General features: G+C 62.7%; 12 protein-coding genes. 5 read left to right on the forward strand and 7 right to left on the reverse strand.

Going from position 1 to position 15786, the window contains the following annotated elements:
- Nucleotides 1-211: 211 nt before the first annotated feature.
- From ACTHN9_RS18165 to ACTHN9_RS18175, 3 genes are all read left to right on the forward strand, one after another.
- Nucleotides 212-1045, forward strand: a complete 834-nt coding sequence (locus ACTHN9_RS18165; protein ID WP_440538161.1) for a PAS domain-containing protein — start codon at nucleotides 212-214, stop codon at nucleotides 1043-1045.
- A gap of 10 nt (nucleotides 1046-1055) precedes the next feature.
- Entirely contained in the window at nucleotides 1056-2321 is a 1266-nt protein-coding gene (locus ACTHN9_RS18170; protein WP_440538162.1) for an MFS transporter, read from the forward strand.
- A gap of 510 nt (nucleotides 2322-2831) precedes the next feature.
- Complete coding sequence (locus ACTHN9_RS18175; protein WP_440538163.1) at nucleotides 2832-4085, forward strand: ATP-grasp domain-containing protein; 1254 nt, start codon at nucleotides 2832-2834, stop codon at nucleotides 4083-4085.
- A 237-nt stretch (nucleotides 4086-4322) separates the two neighbouring features.
- On the opposite strand, the gene ACTHN9_RS18180 is transcribed toward ACTHN9_RS18175, so the two are convergent.
- The 7 genes from ACTHN9_RS18180 to xylF all read right to left on the reverse strand — a co-directional run bounded on the left by ACTHN9_RS18180 (nucleotide 4323) and on the right by xylF (nucleotide 12971).
- The gene (locus tag ACTHN9_RS18180) at nucleotides 4323-5495 is read right to left on the reverse strand and encodes a fumarylacetoacetate hydrolase family protein (protein WP_440538164.1); all 1173 of its coding nucleotides are present in this window, start codon (nucleotides 5493-5495) and stop codon (nucleotides 4323-4325) included.
- A 39-nt stretch (nucleotides 5496-5534) separates the two neighbouring features.
- On the reverse strand, nucleotides 5535-7319 hold the full coding sequence (locus ACTHN9_RS18185) for an IlvD/Edd family dehydratase (RefSeq protein WP_440538165.1): 1785 nt from the start codon (nucleotides 7317-7319) through the stop codon (nucleotides 5535-5537).
- 16 nt (nucleotides 7320-7335) lie between these two features.
- Nucleotides 7336-8226, reverse strand: a complete 891-nt coding sequence (locus ACTHN9_RS18190; RefSeq protein ID WP_440538166.1) for an SMP-30/gluconolactonase/LRE family protein — start codon at nucleotides 8224-8226, stop codon at nucleotides 7336-7338.
- Nucleotides 8223-8996: an SDR family NAD(P)-dependent oxidoreductase gene (locus tag ACTHN9_RS18195; protein ID WP_440538167.1), complete on the reverse strand. Its 774-nt coding sequence runs from the start codon at nucleotides 8994-8996 to the stop codon at nucleotides 8223-8225. The genes ACTHN9_RS18190 and ACTHN9_RS18195 overlap by 4 nt, the downstream gene beginning before the upstream one ends.
- 110 nt (nucleotides 8997-9106) lie before the next feature.
- Complete coding sequence (locus ACTHN9_RS18200) at nucleotides 9107-10297, reverse strand: sugar ABC transporter permease (RefSeq protein WP_440538168.1); 1191 nt, start codon at nucleotides 10295-10297, stop codon at nucleotides 9107-9109.
- Nucleotides 10294-11862, reverse strand: a complete 1569-nt coding sequence (gene xylG / locus ACTHN9_RS18205; protein WP_440538232.1) for a D-xylose ABC transporter ATP-binding protein — start codon at nucleotides 11860-11862, stop codon at nucleotides 10294-10296. The genes ACTHN9_RS18200 and xylG overlap by 4 nt, the downstream gene beginning before the upstream one ends.
- 80 nt (nucleotides 11863-11942) lie before the next feature.
- Entirely contained in the window at nucleotides 11943-12971 is a 1029-nt protein-coding gene (gene xylF, locus ACTHN9_RS18210) for a D-xylose ABC transporter substrate-binding protein (protein WP_440538169.1), read from the reverse strand.
- Nucleotides 12972-13407: 436 nt separating this feature from the next.
- On the opposite strand from xylF, the gene ACTHN9_RS18215 reads away from it, so the two are divergent.
- Together ACTHN9_RS18215 and ACTHN9_RS18220 are read left to right on the forward strand one after the other, a co-directional pair.
- On the forward strand, nucleotides 13408-14628 hold the full coding sequence (locus ACTHN9_RS18215; RefSeq protein WP_440538170.1) for a XylR family transcriptional regulator: 1221 nt from the start codon (nucleotides 13408-13410) through the stop codon (nucleotides 14626-14628).
- 65 nt (nucleotides 14629-14693) lie between these two features.
- Entirely contained in the window at nucleotides 14694-15776 is a 1083-nt protein-coding gene (locus tag ACTHN9_RS18220) for an aldose epimerase family protein (protein ID WP_440538171.1), read from the forward strand.
- Nucleotides 15777-15786 lie beyond the last annotated feature (10 nt).

Here is a 15786-nt window from a genome sequence, read left to right on the forward strand (position 1 = left end):
TCACGAGAGGAGCTTAGGTGGTCTATGATTGGTATTCAAGTGGCATTAAGTGGATCGGGAGTGGGATCTTGGGGGTTCCGATGGTCTGAGAAGTGTCGCTTCGTGTCGCGATCGCCCCCTCGCCTTGGTAGCTTCGCGCTGAACCCGTGTTGTCGATGGATGTTGGACAACTCGATGCTGGTGCGCGACGAACAACGCAAGGAGAACGAAGGTGACGGATCGCGAACGGAGAGGATGCCTGACCTCGGGGCATGACGCCGTGAAGTTGTATCGAGGCAAGCAGGCCGGTGACGCCCCGAAGGTCGTCATCGGGGCGGGGCCTCTCGTGCCGCCTGCGGTATCGAGTTCATTGCTGGTTCCGAAAATGAAAACCGACAGTCTGATCGCTAGCTTGATCGAGAGTTTTCCGGTCCCCGCGAGTTTTAAGGAGGCCGACACGGGCCGATATGTCGTTAGCAACGCCCACAACTCGCGTCAACTCGGTATAGAAGATCCCATGGATTTGGTTGGGTTGACGATCAACGATGTGCGCCTGCGTCAACCGGAGTGGGGGGCGCAATACGCGCATGCAATCGAAGCACTCGATTTCCGCGCACGTGACAGCAAGTCTCATGTTATCGGCAAGCATCATTTTCTCGACGATAACGGCGAGGTTCGGTTCGAGGAGATGCTCAAGTTTCCCGTGCTCGGTGCCGCCAAGAACGTATTGGGTATCGTCACCTACCGTCATGACATCACGTCGGCGCTCGGTCCCAGCGCGCTTTATTGGATGTATCGAAAATTCTATGACGCGGATAACGCGATCGGGAGAGCCATGGCGTGTCTGCGCGTCGAGCGATTCTTCGTTGCGCCGCCAACCGATGCGCAATTTCGAATATTTCTCATGAAAATGGAGCGAATGTCAAATAAGGAGATTGCCCATTCCGTCGGTTCGTCGGTTAGGACGGTGGAGTGTCACCTGAATGCGCTGCGCAATAAAATTGTCGATGGAGATCTGAGTGGAATCATTTCGATCTTAAAAAAAGGAGGGGCCGATGCGGTCTAGATTCGATTCGATGGCGAAAATCGCGTTCACGGCAAACCTTTTCGAATGGTATGCGTTCTCGCTCACCGCATTTATGGCGGTCGAAATTGGCCGGCTCTTCTTCCCAGTCGAGAGTGAGAGGGCTGCGCTGCTGCTGAGTTTTTCGGTGTTCGCGGGCAGTTATTTAGCGCGCCCGTTCGGCAGTGTCTTGTTCGGCATATTGGGGAATCGATACGGCACGGCTACGGCGCTCAAACTGAGCATGGTCGGGATGGCGGTTCCGGCGTCATTGATCGCGTTTTTGCCGACCTACGAAACGGCGGGGTACCTAGCGACGGCTGCGCTCGTCACGCTAAAGGTGCTGCAAGGATTCGCCGCAGGCGGCGAGACGCCGTTGAGCGGGTACTTCGTCTCGCTGAATGCTAAGGATGAAAGGCGCGGGCTCTACTGCGCTTTGGTTGTGATCAGTAACTTCCTTGGGATGCTGCTGGCGTCGGGAGTCGTGTTCGTTCTACCCTACTGCGCCGCTATGCTGTCATGGCTACTGGGGGAGCGCGCTGCGGGATATTCAACGGAAACATGGCGTTGGCCGTTTTTGCTTTGTATTCCGTTATCGTTATGGATCTATTCGCTTAGAGCGTCGATTGTCGCGGTTGCGGGCGAGCGAGTCGGCAAAGCGACAGAGGCGCGATCGGTGTCGCCGTTGATCCGCGCGCTGGTGCTGGTCGCGTTCATGGAGGTATGCATTTATACGGTGTTCGTCTGGTTGCCGAGCTATCTGCAAACCTATCTGGGTGTGCCGGGTTTCGATGCGCGTTCGACAAATGTCATTGCGTTGCTGATCTTTTGCGGCTCGATGCTCCTCGCAGGATACGCTGCCCGCCGCATACACGCCTCGCATCTTGTGTTGATCGGTGTCGGATCGTTGGTCTGTAGCAGTTATCCGCTCTTTACCTTGTTTCAACGCGGAGATTGGTTTTCATTGTTGTTCGCGCAGACGGTTTTTGCTGTCGAGCTGGGCTGTGTGGTCGGTGTCATATTCATTGTGCTTGCGGATTTGTTTAAGGACAATTGGCGCAGCTTTGGAATGGCTACGACCTATTCAACCTCCACGGCGATCTTTGGCGGGACGGCGCCGATTGTGGCTACCTACTTGATCAAGACCTCGCATCTTGTTACCGCGCCAGCGCTTTACATCATCGTGTTCGGTGTGGTGGCGCTGCCCGTTGCGTATGGTATTTCGATGCGACGGCGAAAGACACCGACCTTGATGGCTACACCTGGCCGGGGCACTTAACGGCAAGCAGGACGATGCTCATGCGGCTGATACCTATGGCATTGCCGCCATCCTCTTGACGCCATCCTCGTCGAGATCGGAGCATCGTCCTCGAAGCTAAGCCGACGCATTGCAGCATATGATGGCTGCCTTCATCGGAAGGATAGAGAAATATAACGAATGATGAATCTCAGGAGCGCCCCTCGGGTGGCTACTCCGTGCTTTCTACGGATACGCATCCCTCGTCAACCCTAGAGAATGCGGTTTGTGCGCGGTGCACGCCGGTACACACGGCAGCCGTATGAGAGGCCCTTGCGTCTGCGTTTCATGTGGCTTTTCATGCAGGGTGACCCGCAGCATCGGAATCGATGCACGCCGCAAAGTGAGCAGTATTTCGTCGTTTACCGCGGTTTGTAATGGAAAGCGCTTTCGATAGTCTGGGCGATAACGATGCTGCTCGCCTGGAGAAAATCCAAGGGACGCGATGCTTACCGAATTGGCGACGCAACCTCAACTTACGTGAGAACAAGGATGAAGCAAAAATGCATTGTATTCATCGAGGCAAGCACAACCGGAGCAGGCGAGGTCGCGTGCGCTTACGCCAAGCGCGCCGGCCTGGGCGTCATATTGATGAGTCGCGAGCCGGGCCACTACGACGAGCGGATTTTGAAGCATTGCGATATCGCTATTGCGGTCGATACCGCTTCCGCACTCGCGGTTGTCAAAGGCGTAGCGGACATCGCTAGCGATTACGCCATCGCCGGTGTCGCGACGACTAGCGGCTTGCACGTCGTGCAAGCGGCCATACTCGCCGCGCGACTTGGCTTGCCTGGGAATCGCCCCAGGGCAGTCGCGACGATGAAGAACAAGTTCAGGATGCGGGAGGCAATCGGACGGATAGCGCCCGCGCTAAACCCGGCGTACGCACTGGAATACACATTCGAGGGAGCTTATCGATTTGCGAAGGCCGTCGGGTTTCCTGTCGTCGTGAAGCCATCGACGGGCAACGGTCGCTCGTACGTCAGAAGGGTCGGCGATGCCGATGCGCTGCGCACGTACTTCGAGGCGTGCCCACACTGGGCGGTCGACTTATCGGGGCAAGATTTCGCGACTGGCGTGTTGGTCGAAAAAGCAATCGGCGGCACGCATTACGCTCTCGAGCTATTGCGCGCAGTCGGCGGCGAACTGCTACCGATCGGTGCGTTCTCAAAGAGGATTAGCGGCGAGGAAGCCGGCAACTTTACGAAGATCGGTGCGAGCTTCCCCGCTTGCGCGAGCGACACCGAGCGGCTCGTCGATGCAGTTGCGCCTGTGGTCGATGCGCTTGGTTTCGAGGTCGGTGCGATCGAGATCGACTGCAAGATCGTCGATGGTCAAGTGAAGATTCTCGAAATAAATCCGTGCCTCGTCGACGACCAAATGGGCAGCCACATGATTGAGGTGGCGACGGGCCAAAACCCGGCACATGCCGTTGTTGACATTGCGTGCGGCCAGCCGCTGCGCTGGGTGCCGACGCGCAACCGCGGTGTCGCGATCCATCGGTTGACGATGCCGCGTGCCGGATGCTTCCAAGGCATTGCCAATGCAGAGGACCTGAAACGGTGTCGGGGTGTTGAAGCGATCAACGAGTTGGGCGTCAAGGGATGTTGGATCGAGAGGGTCCAACCGAACCAGCAAGTCGTCGGATCCGTCGTCGTGTCGCACGCGTACGCGGACGAAGCGATGATGCTCGCAATCAAACTGGCGGCGAAAGCCGACATTCGCGTCGAGTGCGCTCGGGCGTAGAGATGAGTCCCGGCGACTCAAACACTATTGATCCGACGCGTTTCGATCAATTCGCCCCGTTTGCCGAATTGCCGCGCATGGTTCGGGCGCAGTGGACGAGCAATTGCCCCAACGGGTGCGCGCGCGCAAGGCCAAGCCGACGAACGCATTTTGACTCCATGGGGAAGACCACGCCTGCGAATCGCAATAGGCGCGTAGTCTTCCCTGCATCGACCTAAGCGGCTAACCGAACCCCGCTCAAGCCAACACCCCTCGCCGAGCCAAATTCCGATACAACGCCCGCACACCGAACTGCCAGGGCGCGATTTCGGTCGATAGCCGCACCGTATTGACGAGCGCACCCAATGCCGGTGTCGAGATCGTCACCACGTCGCCGAGATGGTGCGTGAACCCGCCGCCCGCCGCATCGCGGTCTTTGATCGGCGAGAACATCGTGCCGAGAAACAGCATGAAACCGTCCGGGTACTGGTGATGCGCGCCGCAGGTTTGCGCCACCAAATCGAGCGGATCGCGGCTGATCTCGCGCATGTGGCTCACGCCTTCGAGCACGAAGCCGTCTTCGCCCTCGATCAGCAGCGACACGCTCGCCTCGCGAATCGTGTCGACTGTGAAACCGTCGTCGAACAAGCGCACAAACGGGCCGATCGCGCACGACCCGTTGTTATCTTTCGCCTTGCCGAGCAGCAGCGCCGAACGGCCTTCGATATCGCGTAAGTTGACGTCGTTGCCGAGCGCCGCGCCGACCGTTTTCCCCGCCGCATTCACGGCCAGCACGACCTCGGGCTCGGGATTGTTCCAAGCCGACGTCGGGTACAAGCCGACGTCGGCGCCGAACCCCACCGCCGACATCGGCTGCGATTTCGTAAAGACCTCGGCGTCCTCGCCGATGCCCACTTCCATGTATTGCGACCACGCGCCCCGGCGTTTGAGTTCTTCTTTGAGCCGCATCGCAGCGTCCGAACCCGGTCGAATCTTCGCAAGGTCGGTGCCGATCAACGAATGCAACGACGCGCGGATATCGGCCGCCCGGCCGGGATCGCCGCCGGCTTGCTCTTCGATCACGCGTTCGAGCAAACTGACAGCGAACGTCACGCCGCAGGCCTTGATCGCCTGTACGTCGCACGGGGCGAGCAAGCGCGCAGCAACCGCTTCCTGCGGCTGCGCGGCGGCGCGCATGAACTCATGGGCGGACCCCAGCAATTCGCCCGGTGCCGAGCGGGCGACGGCGGCCGCGTTGTCCCGATCGAACAGGTCGCTCGTGGTCGGCGCGCTGGCCGTGATGTCGAACACTTGCCCCTGGCGTACGACGACGACGGACGGCCCATTGTGGGGCGCGCCGCGCCAAACGCGGCCGACGAGCAGGGCGCGGTCGAGATCCGAGGGCAGATAGGCGGCGGGATCGATAGGCATGACGATCAGGTCTCGCGATAAAAAACAGTGAAGTGGGTATCAGTGCGAATGGCGCGGATCGCCGCGCGTTTCGACAACCTTTAAATAAAGCGTGGCGGGCTCTAAACAGCCGCCCGTCGAAAGCTGCCCGACGAACTGGCGGTAAAGCTCCTGCCAGGGCGTTTGCGATGGCGGTACGCTGGGGGCGACTTCGTCGCGACGTCGCGCGAGTTCGGCTTCGTCGACAAGCAGTTCCACGCGCCGAGCGTTCAAATCGACGCGGACGCGATCGTCGGTGCGCATCAAGGCCAAACCGCCGCCGGCCGCCGATTCGGGCGACATGTTCAGGATCGACGGGCTCGCCGAGGTGCCGCTTTGGCGTCCGTCCCCCATACACGGCAACGACGTGATGCCGCGTTTCACGAGCGCGGCCGGCGGTGCCATGTTGACGACCTCGGCGCTGCCCGGGTACCCGAGCGTGCCGCACCCGCGCATGACGAGAATGCAGCGTTCGTCGATGGCTAGTGCCGGATCGTCGATGCGGGCTCGATAATCCTCGGGCCCGTCGAATACCACGGCGCGCGCTTCGAAAGCGTTCTCGGCACCCGGTTCGCTCAGGTACGCCCGCCTAAATGCTTCGCCCACCACCGACATCTTCATGATCGCGCTGTCGAAGAAGTTACCCGACAACACGATGAACCCCGCGCCGTGTTTCAACGGTTCGTCGTACGAACGAATGACGTCGCCGTCGGCCTCGGGCGCTTCGCTCGCGATCTCGGCGATCGTGCGCCCCGACACCGTCGTACATTCGCCATGCAGCAAGCCCGCTTGCGCCAATTGCCGCAAGACGGCCGGTACGCCCCCCGAACGGTGGAAGCTTTCCCCGAGATATTCGCCGGCCGGCATGCAATTCGCGAGCAGAGGGACATCGGCGCCGAGCTGCTGCCAATCGTCGAGCGACAACTCAACGCCCATATGGCGCGCAATGGCGATCAGATGCGGCGGGCAATTGGTCGATGCCCCCAGTGCCGATGCGACGACGATTGCATTTTCGAACGCTTCGCGCGTGAGGATGTGCGACGGCCGGATATCGTCGCGCACGAGTTCGACGATGCGTTTGCCCGTCGCATAAGCCATCTGCCCGCGTTCGCGATAAGCGGCGGGGATCGAGGCGCAGCCGGGCAGCGACATGCCGAGCGCTTCGGCCAAGCTGTTCATCGAGAGGGCGGTGCCCATCGTGTTGCAATGCCCGATCGAGGGCGAGGCCGCCGCGGTCAGCCGCATGAAGCCTTCGTAGTCGATGTCGCCGGCGGCGAGCAAGTTGCGCGCATGCCAGATGACGGTGCCCGATCCCACTCGCTTGCCTTCGAACCAGCCGTCGAGCATCGGGCCGCCCGACAACACGATGGCAGGTAAATCGACCGTGGCGGCGGCCATGAGGCACGCGGGCGTCGTCTTGTCGCAGCCGGTGGTCAGCACCACGCCGTCGAGCGGATAGCCGTGCAGAATTTCCACGAGCCCGAGATAGGCCAGATTGCGATCGAGTGCGGCCGTCGGCCGCCGGCTTTGCTCGGCCAGCGGGTGAACCGGAAACTCCATCGGAATGCCGCCCGCGTCGCGGATACCGGCTTTCGTGCGCGCGGCCAGCTCGATGTGATGGCGGTTGCAGGGCGCGAGGTCGCTACCCGTTTGCGCAATGCCGATGATCGGCCGGCCCGATTGCAGCTCCTCGCGCGTGAGGCCGTAATTCATGAAGCGTTCGACGTAGAGCGCCGTCATATCGGCGTGCGTCGGGTCGTCGAACCAGTTTTGGCTGCGCAGCCTGCGCGGGGAAGTCGGTGACATGGGGGGCGATCTCTCCTTATCGGTGCGCGTGCACGAGGCCGCGCGTCAACACGTTTTGCGGCAGGCCGGGGACGGGCGCGCGGAACGTGAACAAGCCGCCGGCCAGCGTTTCGCGTTCGCGTTTGGCTTCGCTCAATCCTTTCATCGCAGTCGTGACGTAGGCGGTGCGCAAGTCGTCGCCGCCGAACACGAGCTTCGTGATGTTCGAGCAAGGAAACGCGACGGTATCGATCTGCTTGCCGTCGTGTCCGTAGCGTTCGATGCAGCCGCCGCCGAAAAGTGCGACCCATAGGCAACCTTGTGCATCAACGGCCATGCCATCGGGGTACGCCGAGCCTTGCACTTTGACGAACGCGCGCTTATTCGACAGCCCGCCCCGCTCGTCCACGTCGGAGGCGTAGATCGTTTGGCCACGCGTGTCGGTGTGATAGAGGGTACGGCCATCGGGGCTCATCGCCGGGCCGTTCGCGATGTCGTAGCCGTCGTCGCGCCGCTCGATCCGGCCTTCTTCGTCGACGCGATAGATTGCGCCGGTCGGCTCGGTTTCATCGTCGTGCATCGTGCCGAACCACAGGTAGCCGCGCGGGTCGGCAAAGCCGTCGTTCAAGCGATTGGCGGCCCGGTCGCGCTCGGCGTCCGCCAGTTTGTCGAACGTGCCTGTGCGGGCGTCGAATCGGTAGAGTCCCTTGCGCAACCCGCAGACAAAGACGCCATCGTCGGGCGTCGGCACGATAAAACACGCCTCGCTAGGCGCCGGCCAGGTCATCGTCTCGCGCGTGTCGGCCACGTAGCGGTGCACGTGTTTGCGCTTGATGTCGACGAAATAAACGGCTTTCTCGCTTTTGCTCCACACCGGCCCTTCGCCGAGTTCGGCGCCCAAGGGCCAGATACATTCGGGTGAAATCATGAGGATGCTCCGTACCACCCCGCATCGACGAAGTATTCGCGTCCCGAGCATCGCGAACCGTCGTCGGATGCGAGAAACAAGGCCATTCTTGCGACATGCTCGGGCTCGACCCGCTCGGGGAGGCATTGGTCGGCCACGAGCTTCGCCTCGCTGTCGGGCGATTGCCACAGCTTCATCTGTCTCGGCGTGCGCACGGCGCCCGGAATGATCGCGTTCACGCGGATACCGTAGGGGCCGAGTTCCCGGGCCAGGCCGCGCGTCATGCCTTCGATGCCGGCTTTGGCCGTCATGTAGATCGACAGGTTCGCGAGTGCGACGTGCCACGAGATCGAGCCGAAATTCAGAATCACTCCGTGTCCCGCAGCCTTCATGCCGGCTGCCGCGTATTGCGCACAGAAAAATTGGTGACGCAGATTCACGGCGATGCGCTCGTCCCAGTAGGCGGGCGCGATCGACCCGAACGGATGGCGGTCGTCGTTGGCCGCGTTGTTCACGAGGATATCGATCTTCCCCGCTTCGGTGCAGATCGCCGCGAATACGCGCTCGATCGAGGCGATATCGCGCAAATCGCAATGATGAAAGACGGGGCGATGACGACCCTCGCTCAGCCGGTCGGCCAGTGCCTCGGAATCCGCATCGGCGATATCGAGAAAAAAGACGCGCGCGCCTTGCGCACAAAACGCTTCGACGATCGCGGCACCGATGCCGGTCCCGCCACCCGTGACGACGACGGATTTGTCCACCAAGCTGGGAAAAATGGCGTACGACATGCGAAATTCCAATTTTGAAGAAATTGCCGGCCATGCCGAAATGCGCTTTGGCTATTGCGCCGCAGCAGGCCGGATTTGCGCGACTCGTCCTGGCTTTCGTCTCAGCGCCTTCAGCGCCGATTCGTGCGCGAGACCACGTCGATCCAGACGGCCAGGACTAGGATCGCGCCTTTCGCGATCATCTGCCAGTAGGCGTCGACATCGAGCATCGACATGCCGTTATCGAGACTGGCCATGACCAGGGCGCCGATCAGCGCGCCGTAGACGGTGCCCGACCCACCGCGCATCGACGTGCCGCCGATGAAGCAGGCCGCGATCGCGTCGAGTTCGCCCATGTTGCCCGCCGAAGGCGAGCCGGCGGCGAGCCGCGCGGTATTGACGATGCCGGCGAACGCGCACATGAGTCCCATCAACGCGAAGATGGCGAGCTTGACGCGGTTCGTGTCGACGCCCGATAGGCGCGTGGCTTCGAGGTTCGAGCCGACCGAGTAGATGCGACGGCCGAACACGGTTTGCGTGGCCACCCAGGTGAAGATGCCGAGCAAGAGCAGCACCAGCAGGACGGGGACGGGAATGCCGCCGTAGTCGTCGAGCGTGGCCACGAACGCGAAGATGACGACGCCCGCGCCGACGATCTTCACGACGTCTTGCCAAAGCGCCGGGACCGGCAGTTCGTAGCGGCGGCGGTTGCTGCGCTGGCGCGCCGTGACGTAGGCGAGCACGGCGAACAGCAGCAACGCGAGCGCATTGCCCGCCAGGCGTGGCAGATACCCTTGGCCGATGAACACGAAGCGGTCCGATACCGGCGCGATCGTGGAGCCGCCCGTGATGCCGAGCAAGATGCCGCGATAGGCGAGCATGCCGCCGAGACCGACGATGAACGAGGGCACGCGCCGATAGGTCGAGAGCCAGCCGTTGAACAAGCCGGCGGCGACGCCGAGGACGAGCACCACGGGAATCGTCGCTTCGATGGGCCAGTTGCGATTCGCGTCTAAGATGGCCGCGATGCCGCCGAGCAGCCCGAGCAGCGAGCCGACCGACAGGTCGATCTCGCCGGCGATGATCACGAACACCATGCCGCAAGCGAGCATGCCGCTGATCGCCATCTGCCGCAGCAAATTCGACAGATTGCGCGGCGTGGCGAATGCGCCGTGCGTGAGGAAGGTAAAGAACAGCCAAATCAACGCGACGGCCAACAGCAACGCGAGAATCTTATAGCGCGCGAACCATTGGCGAATGCGGTCGGCGCCGGCCGGCGACGCGGCGCTGGCCGCTCGGGCGGGGGAAAGGTCCGGTGTCATGCTTCGAAGGTCTCGTGGTGTTGAACGGCCGCGGCGCGCTTCACGGGCTCGAGCGCGGCCGAAAGAATGGCTTCTTGGGTCAGGCCCTCGCCCGCGAAATCGCCGCGCAGCTCGCCCTCGCCCATGACGAGGACGCGATCGGCGAGCCCGAGCACCTCGGGCAGCTCCGACGAGACGACGACGATGGCCATGCCTTGTTTAGCCAGCGCGAAGATGAGCTTGTAGATCTCGTACTTCGCGCCGACGTCGACGCCGCGGGTGGGCTCGTCGAGAATCAGTACCTTGGGCTCGGTCAGCAGCACGCGCGTGAGCACGGCCTTTTGCTGATTGCCGCCCGACAGGTTGGCGATCGGCAGGAACGGGTGCGCGGCGCGCACCGAGAGCCGCTTCATCGATTGGTGGATCGTGTCGAGTTCGGCGGCGGCATCGATCGCCCCGCGTTTGACGAACCGCCGCAGCACCGCCAGCGTGATGTTGTGGCCGACGCCCAGATCGGGCACGATCCCGTGCGCCTTGCGGTCTTCGGGCACCATGCCGATCCCCGCGCGGATTGCGTCGCCGGGCGAGCGCACGGCGAGGGGGCGGCCGTCCATGACCACCGACGCCCGGTAGGTGCCCGGATACGCACCGAAGATCGCCTGCATGAGTTCGGTGCGGCCGGAGCCGACGAGCCCGGCCACGCCGAGAATTTCGCCGCGGCGGATGCTGAACGAGACGTCGTCGACGCGTTTGCGGCGCGGATTGGTCACATCGAAGCAGGTCACGTTGCGCGCTTCGAGCACGGTCTCGCCGATCTCATGCGGCTCGCGCGGAAAGAGGTTCGTGATCTCGCGGCCGACCATTAACGCGACGATGCGCGAAGGCGGCATCGCGTCGATCGGCGCCGTTTGCACGTGGCGTCCGTCGCGGATGACGGTCACGGTGTCGCACACCGCTTCGACTTCCTCGAGCTTGTGCGAAATATAGATACAGGCGACGCCGCGCCGTTTGAGATCGCGCACGATCTCGAGCAGCACGCGCGTTTCGGCGGCTGTCAGCGAGGAGGACGGCTCGTCCAGGATCAACAGCCGCGCCTGCTTGTTCAGCGCCTTGGCGATTTCGATCAACTGCCGGTGCCCGCCGCCGAAGTTCATCACGGGTTGGGCGACGTTGATCCCTTCGATGCCGAGTTCGCGCAGCAAGGCATCGGCGCGCTGGTGCATCGCCGCGTAGTTCATGCGAGCGCCCGGCAGCGTGATCTCGTTGCCGAGGAAGATGTTTTCGGCAACCGACAGCTCGGGCACCAGCATCAACTCTTGATGGATGATGACGATGCCGGCGCGCTCGGTATCGCGCACGTTCGATGCGTGCAGCGGCGCGCCGTCCCAGACGATTTCGCCGTCCCAGGTCCCGTGCGGGTAGACGCCCGAGACGATTTTCATCAACGTCGATTTGCCCGCGCCGTTTTCGCCGCACAAGCCGAGGCATTCGCCGGGACGAACCGACAGATCGATGCCGTCGAGCGCCTTGACGCCCGAGAACGTCTTGACGATGCCCCTTAACGACAGCAAGGGTTCTTTCTGCATCATGCGTCTCGTTCCTTGTTCGATGCGCGAAGCGCGACGCGCGTCGCTCGCCGAGGCGAGAGACGCGCGCCGTCCCAGCGTTATTGGCCCGAGAGCTGCGCTTGCGTGTAGAAGCCGTCCTTGACGACGACGTCGACGTTCTTCTTGGTCAGCACGATCGGCTGCAGCAGCACCGTATCCACCTTTTTCTTGCCGTTGTCGTACTGTGCGTTGTACGCCGGCTTGCGCCCTTGCGCGAGATCGACGGCAAGCTGCGCGGCTTGCGTTGCGATGAGCTTGATCGGCTTGTAGACGGTCATCGTCTGCGTGCCCGCGATCACGCGTTTGACCGCGGCGAGATCGGCGTCTTGCCCCGAAACCGGCACTTTGCCCGCGAGCTTTTGCGCGGCCAGCGCCTGGATAGCGCCGCCGGCCGTGCCGTCGTTGGACGCGACGATCGCGTCGATCTTATTGTTGTTGGCCGTCAGCGCATCCTCGACGATACGCAGTGCCGTAGCGGCGTTCCATTCGGGCACCCACTGCTGGCCGACCACCTTGATGTCGCCGCGGTCGATGGCCGGTTGCAGCACCTTGAGCTGGCCTTCGCGCAGCATCTTGGCATTGTTGTCGGTCGGCGCGCCGCCGAGCAGGAAGTAGTTGCCCTTCGGCTGCGCGTCATAGACGCCCTTGGCTTGCAGCTCGCCCACCTTCTCGTTGTCGAACGAGATATAGGCATCGACATCGGCGTCGAGGATCAAGCGGTCGTACGACACGACCTTGATGCCGGCCTTCTTCGCCTCGGCGACGACATTGCCGAGCGTCTTCGAATTGAACGGCACGATGACGATGACGTCCACGCCGCGCGAGATCAGGTTTTCGATTTGCGAAATCTGACGCTCTTCGCTGGCGTCGGCGGACTGCACGGAAACGGTCGCGCCGAGCTTTTTCGCCGCGTCGACGAAGTAGTCGCGATCGCGCGCCCAGCGTTCGACGCGCAGATCGTCGATACAAAACCCGATGACGGGATGATCCTTGCTCGCGTGGGCGAGGGGCGCGGCGAGCGTCAAGCCAGCCAAAACCGCGCTCGCGATAAACGAGCCTAAAATGGAACGCCGCTTTGCGAATGCCATGTCTCCACTCCTGTCTTATATGTTGGGATTTCGAGCGTCGCCTCGTTTGCCGACGATGCGGTGCGTGCGCGCGGCGACTCGCGCAACGCGAGCGGCAATGCGTATGGCCATTGCCGGTGGCGCGATGGACCCCGAGCGGTGCGCTCGGCCGGTCGTCGGAGTGCGGCCATGGTGCAGCGGCGGCGGGCCGGCCACAATTGCGAAATTGCGCAGCGGGACTAACGTTTCTTGCTGGCGCGCCGCGAAGGTCGCGGCAGGCGGGTCATTCGCGCCTAGAATCGCGAGACCGGATAAGCAAACCCATGCGCGGGCGAACGTTCGATGCCGAGCGTCGAGTGTCGAGTGTCGAACGTTGTGCGACGCGTCATGAACGATTAGGAGACGACACCATGTGCGAAGGGCGGCTGGCGGCGCGAATCCGCGCTTGGGCGCGGCGATGACGAGGGCGAGCGCCCCCGCGCCGCAAAAGGCGCATCGCATCGCATTGCTGTTCAATGCGAACAAGGTGTACGACCGCGAGATTATCGCGGGCGTGGGCCAGTACCTGCTTTCCACGCGCGTGAGCTGGAACTTGTTTCTCGAAGAAGATTTCCGTTGCCGCCTCGGCGGCATCGAGCGCTTCGACGGCGACGGCATCATCGCCGATTTCGACGATCCGCTCGTGTGCGAGGCGCTGGCCGATTGCCCGCTCCCGGTGGTGGCCGTCGGGTCTTCGTTCGAGGATCCGTCCCACTATCCGGACAACGTGCCGTATATCGCCACCGACAATCTCAAGCTCGTTTCGCTCGCTTATACGCATTTGATCGGCGCGGGCTTGCGGCATTTCGCGCTCTATAGCTTGCCGCTGTCGAACGAGCATCGCTGGGCGAGGCAGCGCGAATTGGCGTTCGCCGGGCTGCGTGAGGCGGATGGGCTCGCGCCCGAGCAGATCGACGCCGAGATCTACCGCGGGCTGTCGACGAGCGCGCCCACCTGGAATCAGGCGATCGAACAATTGACGCAGTGGCTCCAGGCGCTGCCCAAGCCGGTCGGCATCATCGCGGTGACGGACGCACGGGCGCGGCAGCTGTTGCAGGCCTGCTTGATCGCCGGCATTCCGGTGCCCGAGGACGTCGCCATCATCGGCATCGACAACGATCCGCTCACGCGTACGCTGACTCGCATTCCGCTGTCGTCGGTGATACAAGGCACCGAGGAGATGGGCCGAACGGCTGCGCACATGCTGCATCAAATGCTGCATGGCGCGCGCTTTCCCGGACGCCGGATCCTCGTGCCGCCCGTGGGCATCAACGTGCTCGAATCGACGAAGCATCAGCCGCTGGCAAGTCCGTATGTCGCGCGCGCGAGGCATTTCATTCGGCAATACGCCTGCCAGGGGATACGCACCGAGCAGGTGGCCGATTACGTGGGGGTGTCGCGCTCGTCGCTCGAAGAGCACTTCCGGCGCGAACTGGCTTGCACGGTGCACCAGGAAATTCTTCGGCAAAAGCTCGATGCGGCCAAGGCGCTGCTCGCCAAGCGCGACGTATCGAGCGCCGATGTGGCCGTGCGTTGCGGCTTCAAATCGGTACAGTATCTGCACGCGGTGTTTCGCCGCGAACTCGGCTGCACGCCGCGCGAGTATCAGGACCGTGCGAGCGCGAGCGCTACGGTTTAAATCGACCGGTCTCCGGCCTCTTTAGCGAATTCCGACCTCCTCCGATCTCTTGACTTCACAGCCCTATGATCAGCACTGCTAAGTTGTCGCACGAACCGTGGGGCGCGCTGCCCGACGGCCGCACCGTTCACCTGTTCACGCTGCGCAACGCGCACGGCATGCGCGTATCCGTCAGCGAACTCGGTGCGACGCTCGTTTCCTGGCACGCGCCCGATCGCTCGGGGCGGCTCGGCGACATCCTGCTCGGGCACGACGCGCCCGTGGATTACTGGGAGGCCAAGACCTACATGGGCGCACTCGTGGGCCGCTGGGCGAACCGCATCGCCGGGGGGCGCTTTACGCTCGAGGGCATCGCCTATTCGGTCGATCGCAACGAGGGCGAGAATTCGCTGCACGGCGGATCGACGGGTTTTCATCGTGCAGTCTGGCAGGCGCGCGAGGAGGAAGGCGCCCTCGTGATGACGCTCGATTCGGAAGAGGGGGATGCGGGCTTCCCCGGCAACGTACACGTTGAAGTGCGTTATACGCTCGATGACGACGGCGAATTGACGATCGACTATCGCGCGAGCACGGACGCGACGACGCCGCTGAACCTCACGAGCCACGGGTACTTCAACTTGGCTGCGCGGGCCGGCGCGGACGTCAAAGGGCACGTGCTGTCGATCGACGCGGATGCGTTTTTCGAAGTCGACCCGACGCTGATTCCGATCCGGCAGGCGGCCGTGGCCGGCAACGCGTTCGATTTCCGCGAGGCGGCGCCGATCGGCGCGCGGCTCGAATGGCCGCACGAACAGCTTTCGCTCGCGCGCGGCTTCGATCATTGCTACGTGCTGCGCGAGCCCGATGGCGCCGGGCATCCGGAGCGGTACGAGCGGCCCGTGCGTGAAGTGGCGCGCTTGTACGATCCGGCCAGCGGACGAGCGATGACCGTCTCGACCGATCAACGCGGCTTGCAGTTGTATACCGGCAACTATCTCGAAGGCGTGCAGGGGTGCGACGGGACGGTGTACGGGCGGCATGCGGGCGTGTGTCTCGAAGCCGGCGGCTTCCCGAACCAAATCAACATGGCCGACCGCGAGGACGTGATCTCGCGCGCCGATAAGCCGTATCGGCAAGTGACGAAGTATCGCGTTGGCGTGCTCGACTGAATTCGGCTAC

This window comes from Trinickia sp., assembly GCF_051953405.1.
Classification (GTDB): Bacteria; Pseudomonadota; Gammaproteobacteria; order Burkholderiales; family Burkholderiaceae; genus Trinickia.